The following is a 17,356-nucleotide window of genomic DNA, read 5'->3' as shown; positions in this document are numbered from 1 at the left end:
CAAGGCGTTTCAGCACGTGGGCTCACTCCTTAGGAAAATCTCGTGCTCTGCCTTGATCTTTCCAAGACCAGGGCAGAGCACAACATGTCTTCCAATCTTTATTTTTTGTTGGCTATGGCATTCGCATCTTTCCAGGTTTTATCCAGATCCTTAATGACATCATCTGCGGACATTTTCTTGTTAAAATAAGCTTGAAGCGCTTTGCCCGACTCATCCTTCACGGCTGCTGGAATCTGCGGATCTTTATACGACTGCCCTTTGTTTACAAAAACGGAAGCGTCCTCGACCCAAGGATACGGTTTGAACGTGTGGTTTTTGGACACTGGATTGAACTTCAATCCTTGATACAAGTCGTTTGACGCTTGATCATCCAAAATGAAGTTCAGCAGATCCGCCGAAACTTCTTTATTCTTGCCTTGTGAAGCCATCGCTAAGGAAGTTGACACGGATACGTTGATTAGTGTTGCAGCAGGATCATCATTAATAGGAAGAGGAGCAACCCCGAATTCGAACTTATCATTAGCCTTCAATAGACTGTCTGCATCCCATGGACCTTGCACCCACATAGCGGCTTTGCCGGCAGCGAAATCAGCAGCCCCGTCATCGTTGCCTACTTCGAATACACGATCGGTGCCGTTGCTGTTAACAAGATCGATGATCCCGAACATCTCTTTCACATCTGCAAAGCTTCCTTGGTTTTTGTTCATTTTATCAACAAAATCTTTGTGGCTGGAGTTGCCTAATCCGCCAATGGTCAGAGGCAAGAACAACTGAGGGATCCAGCTTTCTTTGTAACTGAGCATAAACGGCTTGATTTTATTGTCATTCAGCTTTTGAACAACAGCCTTCATTTCTGTCAAAGTAGACGGCGGTTTGATCCCTAGATCTTTGAAGATTTTTTTGTTGTAAAGATACCCCCATGCCAAGCTTTCCATAGGCACCGCTACAACTTTGTTATCAATCGTCACAAGTGATTTAATGCCATCAATCAGCTTAGGGGAAAGCGGTTGTTTCGTTAAATCGTCCAAATAACCGGCTTTGTAGTAGTCCGGAATGTCATTCACGGCATGCAGACTGAAAATATCCGGTACGTCGCCAGTGGCTAGACGCGTTTTCAAGATTTGTGTTGAATTATCGGAGCCCGGATACTCGGTGTTGATCGTAACCTCGATATTTTTCTCTTTCTTTTCTTTTTTAGCAAATTCAGCGAAGTACTTCTCAAATTGATCGCGAAAACGGTCCAAGCCGCCAAGGAATACTTTCAATTCAACCTTTTTAGCCGCACCCTCGCTTTTGGAATTGCTGCTTTCTCCCGCACTTGGTGTGCTTTGACCCGAAGAACAAGCTACCGTGCTTCCTAGTAGAGCCATAGCAACTATCATTACAAATGCTTTCTTCATTTTGTCGCCCCCTTTGTTATGGTAACGCTTACGAACCTAGTATACTTAAGAAAGCGCCACCATTCATTGGACAGAAAAAGCATCTCGGATTGGATAATATTGATATCACTCGACTGACTTAAGTTCATTCATCATCCTGTCTAATCTGAGATGGTGTCATTCCTGTCATTTTTTTGAATATGCGGTGAAAATAAGTGAGATCGGAATAGCCGACTGCTTCTGCGGCGCTTTTGATGGATACGGAGGCGTCCTGAAGAAGGTCAAGCGCTTTCTCCATCCTCTTGGCAATCAAGTAATCCATGACGGTAACACCGACTTCTTGTTTGAACGTGCGGGACAGATGCTCTTTACTGACAAAAAATGTGCTGGCAATAGTTCCAAGACTCACTTGCTCGGCATAGGAAAGATCGAGATACTTCCGAATCTCCTCGATATTAATACGATTCTTGTTTTTTCTTTGGTGAATAAGCGCTTCCAAGATCCCGACATACGTGGTGGTCAACACCTCGATCCACTCTACTACCTTCGTATCATCCGTGACGAAAAAATGGCTGGCACTTGCTTGAGCATCAGGCGTTAATTCGCTTCCTGACAAGGCGCATTGCTCCTCCAATAGCAGCATGAATTGCTTGTAGAGTGAATTATTCAGTCCAGGCTGCAGGCTTTCTTGATCGCTCAACACTTGCTTCAACTGCTTAAAACTTTTTTTGATCGCCTCTGTGTTCATCTCTTGAAAATGCCTGGAGACCGTGTGCTTCATCTCGGTAATGACCTTTAATAACTGTTTGTCCAGCGGCTTAGCCGCATGAATCCCCCGTGTTACGCCCAGCTCTCGTACCGCTTTCTCCAAAGCTCTATTCAGCTCTTCCGGATTGATCGGCTTGATCAGATATTCATCCACCTTGGATAAAATCGCCTGTTTCGTATAGGTAAAATCATCAAATCCGCTAATGACAATTTTGCGTATAAACGGATAGTCTTCACTTATTTTTTGCAATAGCTGAGCTCCGTCCATGCCTCGCATTTTCATATCCGTTATGACGATTTCAGGATGAATCTTCGCAATGATCGCTAGGCCGCTAAGCCCATCTTCGGCTTCCTCAACCTGAGAGATGCCTAGTCTCTCCCAATCAGCCAAATGCCTTATACTGTTGCGGACCCAGAACTCATCATCAATAATGACAGCTTTCATTGTAGAGGCTCCTCTCCTTTAACAATGGCGGGGATAACGACTTTGACCGTCGTTCCGGCACCTTTCGAGCTTGTAACAAACATCCCATACTCTTGACCGAAAATAAGCTTAATCCGTGAATTCACATTGTTCATTCCCATGCTTTCCCCAATCACTGAATCCTCCCCAGGGCGACTTAAATGTCGCCGAATTTCCTCCAAACGCGCCTCATCTATGCCTAGTCCGTTATCTTCAATACTAATTTCAATGTCATCCATCATCTTCTCGACTCTAATCGTGATGATCCATTGGCCCATCTTTCCTTCCAAACCATGGACGAAACAATTTTCTACGATTGGCTGAAGAATAAATTTGGGAAGCTCGTAATTCCCACAGTCATCTTCGATATCCATTTGAATAAGAATCATGTCTTGAAAACGCAATTTCTGAATTTGCAAATAGTTTGTAACATGCTCGATTTCATCAGCCACGGTGACCAGATCCGATTTCATTTTGATCGTATATCGAAATAACTCGCTAAGCGCTCTGACATACTCATAAATTTCCGGTGCATTTCGGGAGAGGGCAACCCCACCTATGGATTGCAGCGCATTATACAGGAAATGAGGGTTAATCTGTGCCTGCATCGCTTTTAGCTGTGCGGTCCTCTTCTCAATTTTGCTTTTATACTCAATTTGAACCAGCTCTTTAATTTTCAGCAGCATGGAATTAAACCGTCTCTCCAGCGTACCGATTTCATCGCTTCGCACCTTGTCAACACCCACGTTGAAATTTAAATGCTCTACAGCCTTCATCGACCTCGTTAATCGAATGATCGGCTTCGTCGTGAAATAAGCAATCAATACGGAAAGAATAATCGCCAACAGTGTAGAGACCATAGCTGTATAAAAACTAAAACTCAGCGTTGTGGAAGCGCCTTCATTTACATAGCTAATCGGGATAAATTTCACAATCCATAAGTTGGCCGACACAACAGGCTGATAAAACAGAATCCCTTGCTTGGATTCAATAAAACCTGGTTCCATTGGACCGTGTATCGCCTTTTCCAGTACCTCCTGATCCATCATCGTTTGTACGGGGTAAGGGTTGTACATCATGTTTCCCTGCGCATCCAATACAAGCACTTCGCTGTTGGGCTCAGAATGGATCATGTTAATGACATTATCCATCATATTCCATCTGGCTTCAATGAACACGCCGCCGAGTATTTCGTGGTCTTCAAACCGATTCATGCTGCGTATCAATTTGAAATTATTGTGTGCAGATTTCACAATCTTATTGACGGTCTGATGGTTGTTGGCTGATTCTCCCCCTTCCAAAGCGGGATTCACTTTCTGATCTGTTGATCGAACGGCATCTTTATCCACGATATACAGGCGCTGTTTGGCATTCAGATAAAGAGAGATCGAGGCAATATTCGTGTTGTTGGCCACATATAGAGATCTGAGTTTCTCATCTATATACGGTTTTCCTGTATCCAGACCGGTACCAGCGCTTATCGTTTCACCATTCGTATTCGGAAATAAGTTATTATCCATCAGAAGGGAATACGCCACTGAATGCAATTGGCCGAATTTTTCATCGAAATATTTGGCAGCCCAGTCCATTCTTGACTCGTTAGAACGTATGATTTCCAGACTTAGTGAGTGCTTGGTGGTCTTTGCAGCGAAAATCGTCACTAAGGTTAACGGCAGCACAGCGATAATGACCATTAAAATCATAAGCTTGTATCTCATACTCATTTGAAAAGGAAACTGAAGACGCCGAGTCATATTTCTAATTTCCATAGTCGATCCCCTTTTTATTGATAGTTAAAAATGCTCGTCAAATCACCTTGTATTTTCCTCCTGTTTTGTTATTGCGTAGCAAGTAAAATTCATGCTACTGTGAGAGTGAACACTCCACTATACGATCACGAGAAGGTACATTTTATAATGAACGAACTTTTCATGGACTTCTTAACGATTTTGCTCCCTAGTTTTTTCTTTTTCTACATGGCAGTAACCTTAATACATCGAAATATAAAGAGCATGTTGAACCGAATTGCCGCTCTCCTCATGCTGGCTTTTCAGTTTTATTTTTTAGGAGAGTACATCAAAACATCTTTGCTGCCTCAGTATCAGATGCAGATAGTTCTGTATGGGAATAGCCCGATGCTTCTGTTGGTCATCTGCTGCTTGGTCCATCTCAGCGTACTCATCGGAAACCCTGCAACTTCGGCTTTCAAGCGATTATTGCCATTCATTTACGCAGCCCCGTATACATTGTGGCTTGGGTTTTTAATCACCAAAGATCATCGCGTATTATATAACGCTGCAGTGACGGATGGACGAAGTCCGCTTGATCCACAGTTTCTACTTATTACCGTTCTCTTTATTGCAGGATATATCCTTCTTTCGGTGATCATCCTCGCCGTTTCATGGTATCGTGTCAAAGAAGTAAAACACCGACAGGTTCTGCGCTCCCTGCTTCTCAGCTTATTTTTGCTGTTTGCCTGGTTTGTCCTTGTTATATTCCTTTTACAATCGAAGGTACTAACCTCACGGAATGCCATGATCCTATTTTTTATCGGCTATTTGCTATGGGCTGTTACCCTCCGTCATTTGGTTGGTAAATATGACATTATGCCTGATTACCGCAAGCTTTTCCATATTCTTTTCAAGTCTGCGCCGACTGCCATTCTGCTTCTGGACCAAAAAGGGGCCGTTAAAGAAATGAATCCCCGAGCTAAACAATGGTTGGAAGGGATTCCTGTTCATCATATCATGAGCTATTTCCAGTTTGAAAATAACATGCCCGTAGTCGACATGTTGGCTCTGGTTCAGCAAGAGAATGAAGTCCAGTGGGAGGCTCAACTGCATAATCCGAAGAAAGGCGATTTGGATTTAATTATGGGCCTTGAAATGATCGAAGAAACCGACGAGAAGCTATTTGTGATGCACCTGACGGATGTTACTTCTCTCAAGGTTGCGGAACGTAAATTATTGAAATCTGAACAAAATTACAAATATTTAGCGCACCATGATTCACTTACGGATTTATATAATCGGGCTGCCCTCCATGAACTGCTATTAGAAAAGATAGAGCGCCGTGAACGTTTTGCTCTTATCTTAATTGACCTGGATAATTTCAAACCAATTAACGATCGATACGGGCATTTTGTTGGTGATCTTTATCTAAAGCATATTGCATATAGATTGGAAAACTGCTCCCAACCTGATGATAAAATAGGACGGATTGGGGGAGACGAATTCGTTTGGATTATTTCCTCCATGGATGAAAATAGTGAATTAGACCGTATAGTCGACCATCGGTTGTCTCTCTTGCAGAAGACCCCTTTTACGTATAAAGGGATTGAAATTCCGATTTCATTTAGCGCCGGAGTCAGTCAATATCCTCGAGATGCCACCGATATCACTACACTAATGAAGAATGCGGATGAGGCTATGTATACCATGAAACGGGCGAGGAAAAGTGGGATATCCACCTAAGCGATGGCCTGAGACAACAAACGGCGGCAGCCTTGGACTGAACATCTCGTCCTTGGCTGCCGCTGTTTATTTTTTTCTATCGATAAATAAGATCGACAAGGCACTGCCGCCAAACAAGATAACGGTTGTCACGATGAACGACAGATGCATACCGTCAATAAACGAAGCGCTGCTACTCAGGACCGAACCGAGAATGGCGACCCCTAGCGTGGCGCCGATCTGACGGCTTGCGTTAAGAGCGCCAGAAACCGCACCGGTCTGTTCCTTCGAGACCGAAGAGATTACAGCCGCCATCAGCGAGGGAATCGTAAAGGACACTCCGAAACCGATGAACAGCAATCCAATCATCGTAATCACATAGCTAGTGTTCACTTCCGTCCACACCTGAAGCAGTGTACCCACAGCACCAAGGCTAAAACCGACAGTCATCGGTATCCGTGCTCCGATTTTACCAACTATTCGCCCCGTCAGAATCGGGTTAAAAGCAAGCGGAATCATCATGGGAAGAAGCAAGAGTCCCGTGATGTGAGCCGATAATCCGCGCACTTGTTGAAAAAATACCGGCAGTATAAATAAAATACCCGACAGGCCGATGTTAATAGCCATCCCCGCTATCATACCCGCCGATACTGTCGCATGTTTAAATAACGACAAAGGAAGTAATGGTGATTCGCCCTTGACTTCAAAAATTAAAAATAGAATAACACTTAACAGGGCCACGCCAAATGCCACGATAATCGTCGGAGACTGCCATCCATAGGTGTCCCCCTCCATCAATCCGAACGATAAGGCTGCTATGGCGACTATGGCCGTCATTTGGCCCCCCATGTCAAAGCTTCTCTGCGCTCTACGGTCTGTTTCCCTGACGAGCAGAAACGTCAAGATTAGGCTAATGACTGCAAGCGGCACATTAAGCAGAAAAATGCTTCGCCAACCGAACGAGTCTACCAAGAGTCCGCCGATCACAGGTCCAGCCGCCATCGCTGCCCCAGTCACCGCTGCCCATATGCCAATCGCCCTGGCACGTTCGGCCGCCTCTGGGTAGGCATGGACCAACAGGCTGAGCGAGGCTGGCATCAGCGCTGCTCCTCCAATGCCGAGTATCGCGCGTAAGCCGATCAGCATTCCCAGCGACGAAACAAATGCGGCTAGGACCGAAGCCCCGAGAAAAAGGGCCAGCCCACCGGCATAGACCCGTTTAGCACCAAGTTTATCCGCTAACGAACCCATGGATAGCAGTAAACCGGCAAACACAATTGTGTATGCGTTGACCACCCATTGCAGACCGGATATTCCCCCGCCTAACTCGGTGCGGATCGCAGGCAGCGCGACGCTCACCACCGTTATGTCCAGGAGTACCATAAAGTATCCAAGTGAAAGTCCAAGAAGCAGCAGCGTTTTAGCTAGCTTCCCTGTAAGGTTGTGTTGTATTTGTATTGCTTTTTCCAAATTTAAGTCCCCTTCCATTGCGATATGAAATTCATCTCAATAGAAAGTGTATAATGGATTATATAATAGAATAAGATGATGGTTTATCCTAGGAGATGAGCTCCTACGATAGGAGTCAGATACGAGGAGTGGACGCCGATATATGGAGCAATCAAACCATACGCGCCTTGAAGAATTGGCGCAGTTTCTTAAAACTCGTCGCGCACGCCTCTCGCCCGAGCAAGTGGGCCTGCCGCATGGAGGGCGAAGGCGCACACCCGGTCTTAGACGCGGGGAAGTGACGCAGCTCTCCGGCGTTAGCGTGGATTGGTACACATGGCTGGAACAAGCGCGAAATATTCAAGTGTCAGCTCAAGTGCTAGACAATATTGCTCGGGCTCTCCAGCTGGATTCGAGTGAACGCAAGCATTTATTTCTGCTGGCTTTACAGCAACTGCCTGCCGATTTGACGCCCGTTGAAACTACGATTAGTCCGACGCTTCAGCTTTTCCTTGACCTACAAGGGACGAGTCCTGCTTATGTGACCGATCAGCGCCTGAATATTGTTGCTTGGAACAGAGCAGCAAATCTGATTTATGGGGATTATCGTGCCATGTCGATGCGCGAGCGCAATTCGGTATGGCGAACGTTCACTTCGCCATACGTGCGTGAAATGCTTCAAGACAACTGGGAAACGCATGCCCGGCACCGTTTGGCTCATTTTCGAGCCAACTATGGCAAGTTTGCTGGTGAACCTTGGTGGATGGAGCTTATTGGGGATTTGAATCAGATCAGTGCGGAATTCAGGGCATGGTGGCCACAGCATGATGTTCTGAATGGGCCCGAAGGAAAGAAAATCAATCATCATCCGGCAGCCGGATTACTGATCTTTGATCAACTTTCTTTCCATGTAACGGATTCGCCGCACCTTACAGTGACAATCAATGTACCGACACTCGATAGTGATACGACTCTCAAGCTTAACAAGCTTCTATCGGAATAAGTTCATCTTATTGTTTTGCCTCTGCCTCCAAAGGAATGAGAACGCTGAATTTCGTGCCCATCCCCTGTTTACTCTGAACGCGAATCGTTCCACCCAAAGCTTCAATGATTCGGTAGCTGACCATAAGTCCGAGCCCCGTTCCTTTCGCCTTCGTCGAATAGAAGGGATTCCCTAATCGCTGAAGCTGTTCTTCATTCATGCCGATTCCCGTATCCATAACTTCAATAACAGCGTAGTTATTTTGGGAAAAAGCATGAATCGTTATTTTACCGTTTTTCTCAATCGCTTCAGCGGCATTTTTAATTAAATTGATCATGACTTGCGTTAATTTTTTGGAATCTCCATAAACATGCAAATCCTCCAACTGGCTATCTACGATATGCCCTTTTGACGTAACATAGGGTTCCGTCATGCTTATTACGTTACTCAAATGGGCTTTAACATCAATTTTTTCTACTTTTTCAGCCTGAGGCTTGGCGTACATGAGATATTCGGAAATGATAGCTTCCGCTCGATCAATTTCTTCTAATGCAAGGAGAGAATACTTAAGATCTGTTTCATTCTGAGAGCGGGATTTTAATAGTTGAAGAAAACCTTTGGATACGGTAATGGGATTTCGAATTTCATGAGCGATGGTTGCGGCAAGCTCGCCCAACACACTAAGTTTCTCAGACCGGTAGATTTCATCCCGCATATGGATGTTGTCCCGCATCGTTTCAATGAAAAAGAAAGTGATCCATGAACAAACCGTTAGAATGACACAATAATATACAAAGAAGATCTCATGATGATCGATATCATGTTGCAGTTGAATGGAGCTCCATACAGATACAATCAAAGCTGACAATAAGGAGAACAACATGCCAAATAAGACATTTTGTTTTCCTTCTTTTCGAAGCTTTAGAAAGACAAGAACAAGAATGAAGATGGGAATGTAAGATAACGTGGTTACGATAAACCCGCTGCCCCCAAGATAAAGGCGATAGAGAAGTAACGTAACGGCTACGAGCCCTCCTGCGCCATACCCCCCGTAAATCAGCGCTACCAGAAATGGAATGATTCTCAAATCATAGATATATCCTGGAAAAACGGTGAAAGGAAAAGACATGCAAAATACGACGGATACACCAGAAAACACTCCGATAATTAATTTGAAGTGTTTATTCTTGTATAATCCAAAAGCAAAGTATGAAAGGGCACCTACCAGAATAAATAGAAAGTTTAAGAGTATGTAATCTAACATAAGCCCTCCCATACATAGTTATTCAATTTTGATTATGCCTGAAAAAAGCCACTTAGCAAATAGCCAAATGACATTTCTTCATGATTTCCTCGCCAGTTCTATAACCGATTGAATGAAAGGTGCTTTCATTTTCGTATATGTCACTCGATCTTCAGAATATATGGATGCAAGATGCTTCTTAAGTGTGGCATATTCGCCTACTTTCTCTTGGTGACTTCTGAGATAATTGCGGAATAAAAGGTTACTTTCCCATTCATTACTGGTAATTTCATAAACGTGCAGGTGATGCGTTCCTTTCCGCCATTCTCCTTTACGAAAAAATCGGCGAGTGGGAAACTCCATTTTGGGAACATATTTGTAACCCAATGTATTCAAAGGTCCAATGAATAAGTCTGCTTCCTCAAGATGATGCACGCCAACCGCAATGTCCACTATTGGCTTTGAGGGTAATCCGACCACTGAGGTGCTGCCTATATGTTCGATATAGACAGCCTTATGTTGCAGAGATTGCTGTATCTTCGCCTTCTCCCTCTCAAACTCTGCAGCCCATTCAGGCGTATATTCTGTAATTATAACTTCCTCGGCCATGGGAATACCTACCTTTCACTTTGAATGATTAACTCATTTATATGTCTGGCTCTTCATGCCATTTCCGTAAAAGATGGTTTTTTTCCTAATCCCATGGTTAAAGCAACAAGTATTACAAATGTTAAAAGCATTGCTTCGAGAGTTGTCTTAAAAAATGATGGTACTGTATGGGCCATAGAACGAACATCAGAAGCTGAGCAACCCAATTACAAGGAGCATATCTCTGCAACATTGGGAGAGAGAATCCCTCACTTAGAAAATATCGTAAAAGTTGATGAGGTTGGCACTCTCGTTTTAGCTATTGATCGAGACGGAAAAGTATGGATCATTGAAACCGTAAAATATGATCTGACTATGCCATTGAAAGCAGAGCCGGTTCTTGTTGAAGGTATCGACCATGTTAAAGACGTGTTAGTTTCTACTTACTACAATGAAATAACATTTTTAAAAGAGGATGGAACGGTTTGGAACATCGATGAATATAGCCCATGGGGTTCGAGCACACCCTTATATGACACGATCCGCTATTCTAAGCCTGTGCAACTCGAAAATCTAAAAGACATTGTCCAACTTAAAAACAACCATTTTGCCATAAAGAAAGATGGTACCGTGTGGAACTGGGGGAGAACAACGGATTTCTCAAAAAGTAGAGACTTCGTCAATGTAGCTCTCACTCCTGCAGCACCATATCAGTTGGGGCAAGGGCTATTTTGTGGAGAAATGGGAAGCTCTTGGTATTGAGCCTCAAACCATTTGGAAGAATTTATTTAAATTAGATGACATTGAAGATGCTGCTTCCGTTAATATTAATAATTACTTTTCGCCGACGGAGTCCATTATCAAGAGAGATGGAACGGTTTGGATGTGGGGACTCGATCACTTCAGCAAATTTATTGATAAACCACAACAAGTTGAGTTTAGGAGTTAATTCGTATGTAGACCAATACAGGCCCATCAAGGGCCTGCAAATTGGTCTTTTTTCATTCGCGAGTATAAATAAACTATCATTCGGCTTGGTTTGCCTTCAATGCCTCTTTCTCAGCACGGCGCGCAAACCATGTAGCCAGCAGAGAACCGGAAATGTTATGCCACACACTAAATATTGCACTAGGAACGGCTGCGATCGGGCTAAAATGAGCCGAGGCTAGCGCCGCCCCAAGACCGGAGTTCTGCATGCCAGTTTCAAATAAAATGGCTTTACGCTTGCTTGAATTCATCCGGAACAGCTTAGCGAACAAGTAACCTAATAAATACCCGAGGCCGTTATGCAAAATGACAACCGCAAAAATTAGCAAACCGCTTTCGATAATTTTTGCTTTGCTGCCACCAACTACGATGGCCACAATGATGACAATTGCCAGTGTGGATACGAGCGGGAGTGCCTGTACACTCGCTTCAGCTTGTTTTCTGAACAGACTTTTTACGACAACACCTAGAATAATAGGCAAAATAACAACTGTCAAAATGTCCTTAATGAGCGCTCCACCATCGATCGGCATCCAGCGTCCCGCAAGCAAGCTGATTAAAGCTGGTGTAGCCAGCGGTGCGATGAGTGTGGAAACGGAAGCAATGGACACACCAAGTGCAACGTCGCCTTTTGCAAGCAGCGCCATCACATTGGAGGATGTGCCGCTTGGGCAGCAGCCGACGAGAATGACACCAACAGCTATCTCCGGCGGCAAGTTCAACACAATAGCCAGCACATAGGCGAGCAGCGGCATAATAATATAATGACCGACAACACCAATCAACACTTCTAGCGGACGACGAAATACTTCACGGAAATCAGCAGAGGACAGCGTAAGTCCCATCCCGAACATGACGACACCAAGAAAAATGGAAATGTAGCCCTTCAGCGGCGTAAATACCTCAGGCCAAAAAAATCCCAGACAAGCAAATAGGATAACCCATAGAGAAAAAGTTCCTCCTACGAACCGGCTTACTTTTGCAATTGTACTCATTCAACCTAACCTCACTTATGATGTAATGTAACAAGCTAGAGTTAGGTCATTGTACGTGAAAATGAATAAAAAATCCACCTTTTTTATCTATGTCCTCGTAATTAAATGCGCTAATATCCTCGGCTTACGTCCACCGAATGGCAAATTCGTTCTTGTCCACTGTCCATGTCTTCCAGTACGGCAAGCAAACCATCCATCGCTTCATCCACCCCTGTAACGGCGGAAATATGCGGGGTAATGGTCACGTTCGGATGGGACCACAATGGTGATTCTGCAGGCAGCGGCTCCTCTCGAAACACGTCAAGAACAGCTCGGCGCACCTGGCCTTGGTCTACTGCTTCAAGCAGTGCGGTTTCATCTACGGAGGCTCCCCGGCCAACATTAATAAAGCTAGCACCTTGCAGGCAAGCGAACAAATGCTTTCCAAATAATTTATCCGTCGTTGGAGTCAAAGGAAGCGTGTTAATCACCCAGTCGGCCTCGGCTAACAACGAGTTCCCTTCGTTAATCGGAACCACCTTATCAAAATGAGGGTTCGATGCTCCGCTGCGTGATATACCATAAACGGTTACCCCGAAAGTTTTAAGCATCTTCGCAATTTCCATACCAATTGTTCCGGTACCGAAAACAACGATGCTAAGCTGCTGTAGAAGCAACTGCTGTGAAGGCTGCCAATGTCTTTCTGTTTGATTTTGTTGAAATTTTTGATGATGCTGCACATCGGCAAGCATATAACTTAAGCAATACTGCCCTATTTTAAGCCCAAAGCTGCCGACGGTTCTGGTTAATAATACATCCTCTTTCCACTCACGATTATGTAAAAAGGCATCAACGCCAGCTCCAAGCGCATGAACCCACCGAAGCTTACCGAAATGAAACGATTCCGTCGGTTTAAAAGCCACATAACCATCGGCCCATTCGAAGTGATTCGGGCGCACTTCCGCCTCTGGAAGAAACAAATACTCCCGCTTAGTGTCCAGCAAAGCTAACTTCTCCAGCTCTTTAAACATCCGCCCGGTCACCAAGATTTTTTTTATATCCACCTGCCACGCCTCCTATAGAATCCGTAAAACTATACAATAGCAACTTATTATACCACGGCAATTCAGCGTTACTAAAATACTTGACGGAGGAGGGGAACCTCGTCCTAGCGTTAAGTTGGTTAACGCTGCATCCTTGAGGAACTACAGGCCGCTATTCTAGCACGTTCAGCCCGTGTCCGCGTTCAAGCGGAACTGCAGGGCCATATTTGACCGCTAATCCCATTTTCTTTAAAAAAACGGACAAATAGCGGCCCACAGTTCCCTTCCGTGCGAAAAATAGCTTATTTCGATGAAATAGCGCCCTGTAGTTCCCATCGCTGGCCAGGGAGGAACCGCTCAAGCGATTGCAACAATTCTGATAAATAAAAGCGGCAGTCACGGGAGAAGATCAGGCCCCAGACTGCCGCTGACTCTTAAATTTTGCTAACAACTTCCCTATTTTGAAGCAGAGCAACCAGGTAGGCCAAGGTCAATCCTTGCCCCCATCCTTGTACTCTTTTCTTGGAGATTACTTTGTAATCATCTACGGAGTACATCACGGCCGTGCCTGCCGATACATTCCGTACGGAACCGTCTTCATCAATGTTTGCCAGAATGCCCTCATAAGCTTTGGCCATATAATTTTGATGCAGCGGGTGTGCATACGTGGTGAGTGCAGCAGCAATACCGGCTGAGGCTGATGTTTCCTCGTAAGAGGTTTCATCAGTCAATACCGTGCGCCACAGCCCATTCTCTGACTGCAGCCTGACCAGAGCGCTTAATTGATCGCCAAGGGCCCCTCCGATCTGCATCCACATGGGCATGAAGGGATTCAGCATTTTGTACGCTTGCGCCATCGTATAAGCAGCCCATGCATTGGCTCTACCCCAGTAAATAGCGGACAAATGATCTTGTCTCACATTATCCCATGCGTGGTAGAACAAATTCGTCTTCGTGTCCTGCAGGTATTCTTCATGCCAGTAAAATTGATTCAGCGCATCTTCAATGTAAGCTTTATTGTCTATTTTGAATCCAAGCCGCAGTAGGAAATACGCCGCCATGAATAACGTATCCGCCCATGCCTGCTCTGGAAAATCATTTTTGGAGGATACCGTATGTTGGAAAACACCCGAACCGAATCGGATGGCATCCTTTCGCAGATATTCGGCTTTCAAGAGTGCCAGGTCAAGGTACTTGGAGTCGTCCGTAGCTTCATACAAGGTCAGCATGGTATGCCCCATCGCACAAGCATTAACCATCATCGGCGGCAACCCGAGCTCCAGGTACTCGTCCACCCATTTCACCAGAAAATCGATGTACTCCTGATTCCCCGTTACTTCCCATGCTTTGCAGATTCCATAATAAGCTACTCCACAAGACCAGTTCCATGTGAAATCCATATTCATCGTTCTGCGGACTACCCGGTCTATGAGTTCTTTTACTTCGTTTTCATTGCATTCAAATTTCCGCATAGGATCGATACCTCCATCTATTCTGCCTGAAGAAATTTATAGCCTTAACGCACATATACCTATAAAAATAGCATAATTTTCGAGGGCATTCTCCGCATTTTTAACTAAAAAATATACAAATCTCGCATATCTTGCGATTACATTTAGATAATGAAAGAAACAACAAAAAAAGAGCGCACATTTTATACTCTGTGCACTCTTTTTAACTTTCTGCAAACATCTATCAACCCAGATCAAACTTATCCATTGTCCGATCTAACCAACTTTGCAGCTCTTTTTCCAGCGATATCAAAAGTTCCGTCTGCGGCCGCTCATACAGCACAACAGGATTCAGCTGATAAGGATCCTTCTCATGATCATAGAAGAAGCGTTGCACTTCTACTCCAGGTACATATCCTCTATGTACGACATAGGTGTACAAGCTTGTACGGATACCCCGCCAACCATATCGGCGGTTGTCCAAGCCAGAAGCGGCGAAGAGCTCCATCGCATCCTTTCTTCCAGGAAAGGCGGAAAGGAAGGCCGAGGATATGTCGGTTTGTTTCGTACCTAGGATATCGCCGGACAGATCCATACCTTCTACAGCAGCAGGTACGGGAATGCCGGCAAGACCGAGCAGCGTAGGCATAATATCCACACTGTTAAAAAGCAAATTCGTGCTACCCTGCTCAATCATGCCTCTCCAACTCATTAGACAAGGAATCGCGATGGATTCCTCATGCCAAGAATGCTTCGCCATTAAACCATGCGAGCCCATGAGCTCACCGTGATCCGACGAAAGTACGATCAACGTGTTTTCCGCCATCCCGAGCTGCTCGACTTCCCGCCAAATTCGGCCGAATTGTTCATCCATGCCAGACACCGCTGCGAAGTAATCGCGGGTATACCGATTCAGCGCCTCATCCCCGCTTTCAAAGGGCTCACCGGTATGCGCTGCAAGATGATCCGAACTTACGTTCGGTCGCAAGCTCAACTCTCGACCACGATAGATTTCCTTGTAGCGATCCGGCACAAGTTCAAAGGGGCTATGAGGCGGATTCCAAGAGACAAATAAAGCAAACGGTCGATCATCCTTTTCGGTTTCTTTCCCTTTTGCCCGAATAAAGTCTAACGCAACATCCGTTTCATGCTCCAATGACCACTGGTCGACTTGAATCATCTCCGGCGTGTCTTTCCAATAATGCGGCTTCAGATGATGATCGTATGCGCCGTAGGAATACCAGAAATCAAAGCCGTGCCGTTTCGACCCCGGCGGTGTGTACGCATCCCATTCACGCGCTCCGGATTCAGGCTCTGGACACCGGTTTTGCTCAGGTAAATCCAGATGCCATTTGCCAATATAACCTGTTTGATACCCAGCTGCCTTCAACACATCTCCCACACAAACTTCGTCCGCGCTTAGCATAATTTCCGCTCCGATCTTACAGTTCGTATAGACACCTGTCGATTGCGGATATCTGCCTGTCATGAGCGCCGCCCGGTGCGGAGAACAAAGCGGTGTACAAGAGAGCGCATGGTTAAACACTAGGCTCTCCTGCGCGAATCGGTCGATATTGGGCGTGATGACAGGATCTTCCCCCACAAAACCGACAGCCTGCTTCCGCCATTGATCAGCAAAAATATAAATGATATTTGGCTTCATGTTAGACTCACCCTTTAACCGCGCCTGCGGAAATCCCTTCGACGAAATGGTCTTGGGCCATAAAGTAAATGATGATAGTCGGAATAATGGCGCAAACCGCTGCTGCCATTAACGGGCCATACTCCGTAGCATGCTCAGATTGGAAATGCTGCATGCCAAGTTGGAGCGTAAATAAGTTATCCGAATTCAAGTAGATCAAAGGACCGAGGAAATCATTCCATGCGTGCATGAAGGTAAAGATCGTCAAACTGGCAATCGCCGGCCGAATGAGTGGCAGGATGACCCTTGCATAGATGCCAAACTCACTTAAGCCGTCAATTCTGGCAGCTTCCGAAAGTTCTTCTGGAATAGACATAAAAAACTGTCTGAACAAGAATACGCCAAATGGACTAAAAGCCCCCAACAAAATCAATGCCCAATGCGAATCGATTAACCCGATTTTCTTCATTAACATAAACTGTGGGATCATCATGACTTGGTAAGGTACCATCATCGTTGCCACATACAGGAAAAACAGTTTATCCCGCTCCGGAAATTTCACTTTGGCGAACGCATAAGCAGCCGTAGAGCATGTAATAATTTGCAGCAGTGTAGTTAGCACGGCGATTTTGATCGTATTCAAGTAATAGGTGAAAAAAGGAAGCTGCGTCCACACCTTGCTGTAATTCGACCAGTAAAAATGACTCGGTATCCACTGAATCGGGAAGCTGAATATTTCCGCCTCCGACTTCACCGATGCGGAAAGCATCCAGAGGAAAGGAACAACCATGGACAAGGCGACAACGGTCACGACCACATATAAAACCGCTTTTCTAATCCATGCGCCAAGTTGGGTGCGCCTCGGTAACGTCACCATAGACCGACTTGATTCTATTCGTGTATTCATGTTGGCTTCTCCCTTCTCTAACCCGTTA

General features: G+C 45.1%; 15 protein-coding genes. 4 read left to right on the top strand and 11 right to left on the bottom strand.

Going from position 1 to position 17,356, the window contains the following annotated elements; translation table 11 throughout:
- Window positions 1-98 precede the first annotated feature (98 nt).
- From ACUN27_RS10075 to ACUN27_RS10065, 3 genes are all read right to left on the bottom strand, one after another.
- On the bottom strand, window positions 99-1,400 hold the full coding sequence (locus ACUN27_RS10075; RefSeq protein ID WP_326061826.1) for an ABC transporter substrate-binding protein: 1,302 nt from the start codon (window positions 1,398-1,400) through the stop codon (window positions 99-101).
- A 124-nt stretch (window positions 1,401-1,524) separates the two neighbouring features.
- Window positions 1,525-2,592 (bottom strand): response regulator transcription factor, encoded by a 1,068-nt coding sequence (locus tag ACUN27_RS10070; RefSeq protein ID WP_326061825.1) that lies wholly within the window; start codon window positions 2,590-2,592, stop codon window positions 1,525-1,527.
- Window positions 2,589-4,379 (bottom strand): sensor histidine kinase, encoded by a 1,791-nt coding sequence (locus ACUN27_RS10065; protein WP_326061824.1) that lies wholly within the window; start codon window positions 4,377-4,379, stop codon window positions 2,589-2,591. The genes ACUN27_RS10070 and ACUN27_RS10065 overlap by 4 nt, the downstream gene beginning before the upstream one ends.
- A 207-nt stretch (window positions 4,380-4,586) precedes the next feature.
- Between ACUN27_RS10065 and ACUN27_RS10060 the strand changes: the two genes are divergently transcribed.
- A complete protein-coding gene (locus tag ACUN27_RS10060) occupies window positions 4,587-6,083 on the top strand; it encodes a GGDEF domain-containing protein (protein WP_445558820.1) in 1,497 nt (498 codons plus the stop codon).
- A 66-nt stretch (window positions 6,084-6,149) separates the two neighbouring features.
- Here the strand turns inward: ACUN27_RS10060 and ACUN27_RS10055 are convergent, their stop codons facing one another.
- Window positions 6,150-7,532 carry an MFS transporter gene (locus tag ACUN27_RS10055; protein ID WP_445558819.1) on the bottom strand — a complete coding sequence of 461 codons (1,383 nt, stop codon included), beginning with the start codon at window positions 7,530-7,532 and terminating at the stop codon, window positions 6,150-6,152.
- A gap of 142 nt (window positions 7,533-7,674) precedes the next feature.
- Between ACUN27_RS10055 and ACUN27_RS10050 the strand changes: the two genes are divergently transcribed.
- Window positions 7,675-8,514: a helix-turn-helix transcriptional regulator gene (locus ACUN27_RS10050; RefSeq protein WP_445558818.1), complete on the top strand. Its 840-nt coding sequence runs from the start codon at window positions 7,675-7,677 to the stop codon at window positions 8,512-8,514.
- 7 nt (window positions 8,515-8,521) lie between these two features.
- Here ACUN27_RS10050 and ACUN27_RS10045 read toward each other — a convergent pair whose 3' ends face one another.
- Together ACUN27_RS10045 and ACUN27_RS10040 are read right to left on the bottom strand one after the other, a co-directional pair.
- The gene (locus ACUN27_RS10045; protein ID WP_445558817.1) at window positions 8,522-9,757 is read right to left on the bottom strand and encodes an ATP-binding protein; all 1,236 of its coding nucleotides are present in this window, start codon (window positions 9,755-9,757) and stop codon (window positions 8,522-8,524) included.
- A 78-nt stretch (window positions 9,758-9,835) separates the two neighbouring features.
- Window positions 9,836-10,345 (bottom strand): GrpB family protein, encoded by a 510-nt coding sequence (locus tag ACUN27_RS10040; protein WP_445558816.1) that lies wholly within the window; start codon window positions 10,343-10,345, stop codon window positions 9,836-9,838.
- 24 nt (window positions 10,346-10,369) lie between these two features.
- Between ACUN27_RS10040 and ACUN27_RS10035 the strand changes: the two genes are divergently transcribed.
- Together ACUN27_RS10035 and ACUN27_RS10030 are read left to right on the top strand one after the other, a co-directional pair.
- Window positions 10,370-11,086 (top strand): hypothetical protein, encoded by a 717-nt coding sequence (locus ACUN27_RS10035; protein WP_445558815.1) that lies wholly within the window; start codon window positions 10,370-10,372, stop codon window positions 11,084-11,086.
- Complete coding sequence (locus tag ACUN27_RS10030; RefSeq protein WP_445558814.1) at window positions 11,058-11,273, top strand: hypothetical protein; 216 nt, start codon at window positions 11,058-11,060, stop codon at window positions 11,271-11,273. Before ACUN27_RS10035 ends, ACUN27_RS10030 begins: the two co-directional genes overlap by 29 nt.
- Before the next feature lie 76 nt (window positions 11,274-11,349).
- Here ACUN27_RS10030 and ACUN27_RS10025 read toward each other — a convergent pair whose 3' ends face one another.
- The 5 genes from ACUN27_RS10025 to ACUN27_RS10005 all read right to left on the bottom strand — a co-directional run bounded on the left by ACUN27_RS10025 (window position 11,350) and on the right by ACUN27_RS10005 (window position 17,328).
- Window positions 11,350-12,306 (bottom strand): bile acid:sodium symporter family protein, encoded by a 957-nt coding sequence (locus tag ACUN27_RS10025; protein ID WP_315951640.1) that lies wholly within the window; start codon window positions 12,304-12,306, stop codon window positions 11,350-11,352.
- Window positions 12,307-12,416: 110 nt separating this feature from the next.
- Complete coding sequence (locus ACUN27_RS10020; RefSeq protein ID WP_445558813.1) at window positions 12,417-13,349, bottom strand: D-2-hydroxyacid dehydrogenase; 933 nt, start codon at window positions 13,347-13,349, stop codon at window positions 12,417-12,419.
- 413 nt (window positions 13,350-13,762) lie between these two features.
- Window positions 13,763-14,800 (bottom strand): glycoside hydrolase family 88/105 protein, encoded by a 1,038-nt coding sequence (locus tag ACUN27_RS10015; protein ID WP_315951643.1) that lies wholly within the window; start codon window positions 14,798-14,800, stop codon window positions 13,763-13,765.
- Window positions 14,801-15,023: 223 nt separating this feature from the next.
- The gene (locus tag ACUN27_RS10010; protein WP_445558812.1) at window positions 15,024-16,442 is read right to left on the bottom strand and encodes a sulfatase family protein; all 1,419 of its coding nucleotides are present in this window, start codon (window positions 16,440-16,442) and stop codon (window positions 15,024-15,026) included.
- 7 nt (window positions 16,443-16,449) lie between these two features.
- Window positions 16,450-17,328, bottom strand: coding sequence for a carbohydrate ABC transporter permease (locus ACUN27_RS10005; protein WP_326061819.1), 879 nt, complete (start codon window positions 17,326-17,328; stop codon window positions 16,450-16,452).
- Between the last annotated feature and the right edge of the window lie 28 nt (window positions 17,329-17,356).

It is taken from the genome of Paenibacillus sp. WC2504, assembly GCF_052682475.1.
This window is presented reverse-complemented; position numbering and strand designations above follow the sequence as displayed.

Bases quoted from the DNA above. Each gene is read 5' to 3' on its own strand.
- ACUN27_RS10025 (WP_315951640.1), bottom strand. From the start codon at position 12,306: ATGAGTACAATTGCAAAAGTAAGCCGGTTCGTAGGAGGAACTTTTTCT.
- ACUN27_RS10045 (WP_445558817.1), bottom strand. From the start codon at position 9,757: ATGTTAGATTACATACTCTTAAACTTTCTATTTATTCTGGTAGGTGCC.
- ACUN27_RS10060 (WP_445558820.1), top strand. From the start codon at position 4,587: ATGGCAGTAACCTTAATACATCGAAATATAAAGAGCATGTTGAACCGA.
- ACUN27_RS10065 (WP_326061824.1), bottom strand. From the start codon at position 4,379: ATGGAAATTAGAAATATGACTCGGCGTCTTCAGTTTCCTTTTCAAATG.
- ACUN27_RS10050 (WP_445558818.1), top strand. From the start codon at position 7,675: ATGGAGCAATCAAACCATACGCGCCTTGAAGAATTGGCGCAGTTTCTT.
- ACUN27_RS10015 (WP_315951643.1), bottom strand. From the start codon at position 14,800: ATGCGGAAATTTGAATGCAATGAAAACGAAGTAAAAGAACTCATAGAC.
- ACUN27_RS10070 (WP_326061825.1), bottom strand. From the start codon at position 2,592: ATGAAAGCTGTCATTATTGATGATGAGTTCTGGGTCCGCAACAGTATA.
- ACUN27_RS10075 (WP_326061826.1), bottom strand. From the start codon at position 1,400: ATGAAGAAAGCATTTGTAATGATAGTTGCTATGGCTCTACTAGGAAGC.
- ACUN27_RS10035 (WP_445558815.1), top strand. From the start codon at position 10,370: ATGATTAACTCATTTATATGTCTGGCTCTTCATGCCATTTCCGTAAAA.
- ACUN27_RS10040 (WP_445558816.1), bottom strand. From the start codon at position 10,345: ATGGCCGAGGAAGTTATAATTACAGAATATACGCCTGAATGGGCTGCA.
- ACUN27_RS10005 (WP_326061819.1), bottom strand. From the start codon at position 17,328: ATGAATACACGAATAGAATCAAGTCGGTCTATGGTGACGTTACCGAGG.
- ACUN27_RS10010 (WP_445558812.1), bottom strand. From the start codon at position 16,442: ATGAAGCCAAATATCATTTATATTTTTGCTGATCAATGGCGGAAGCAG.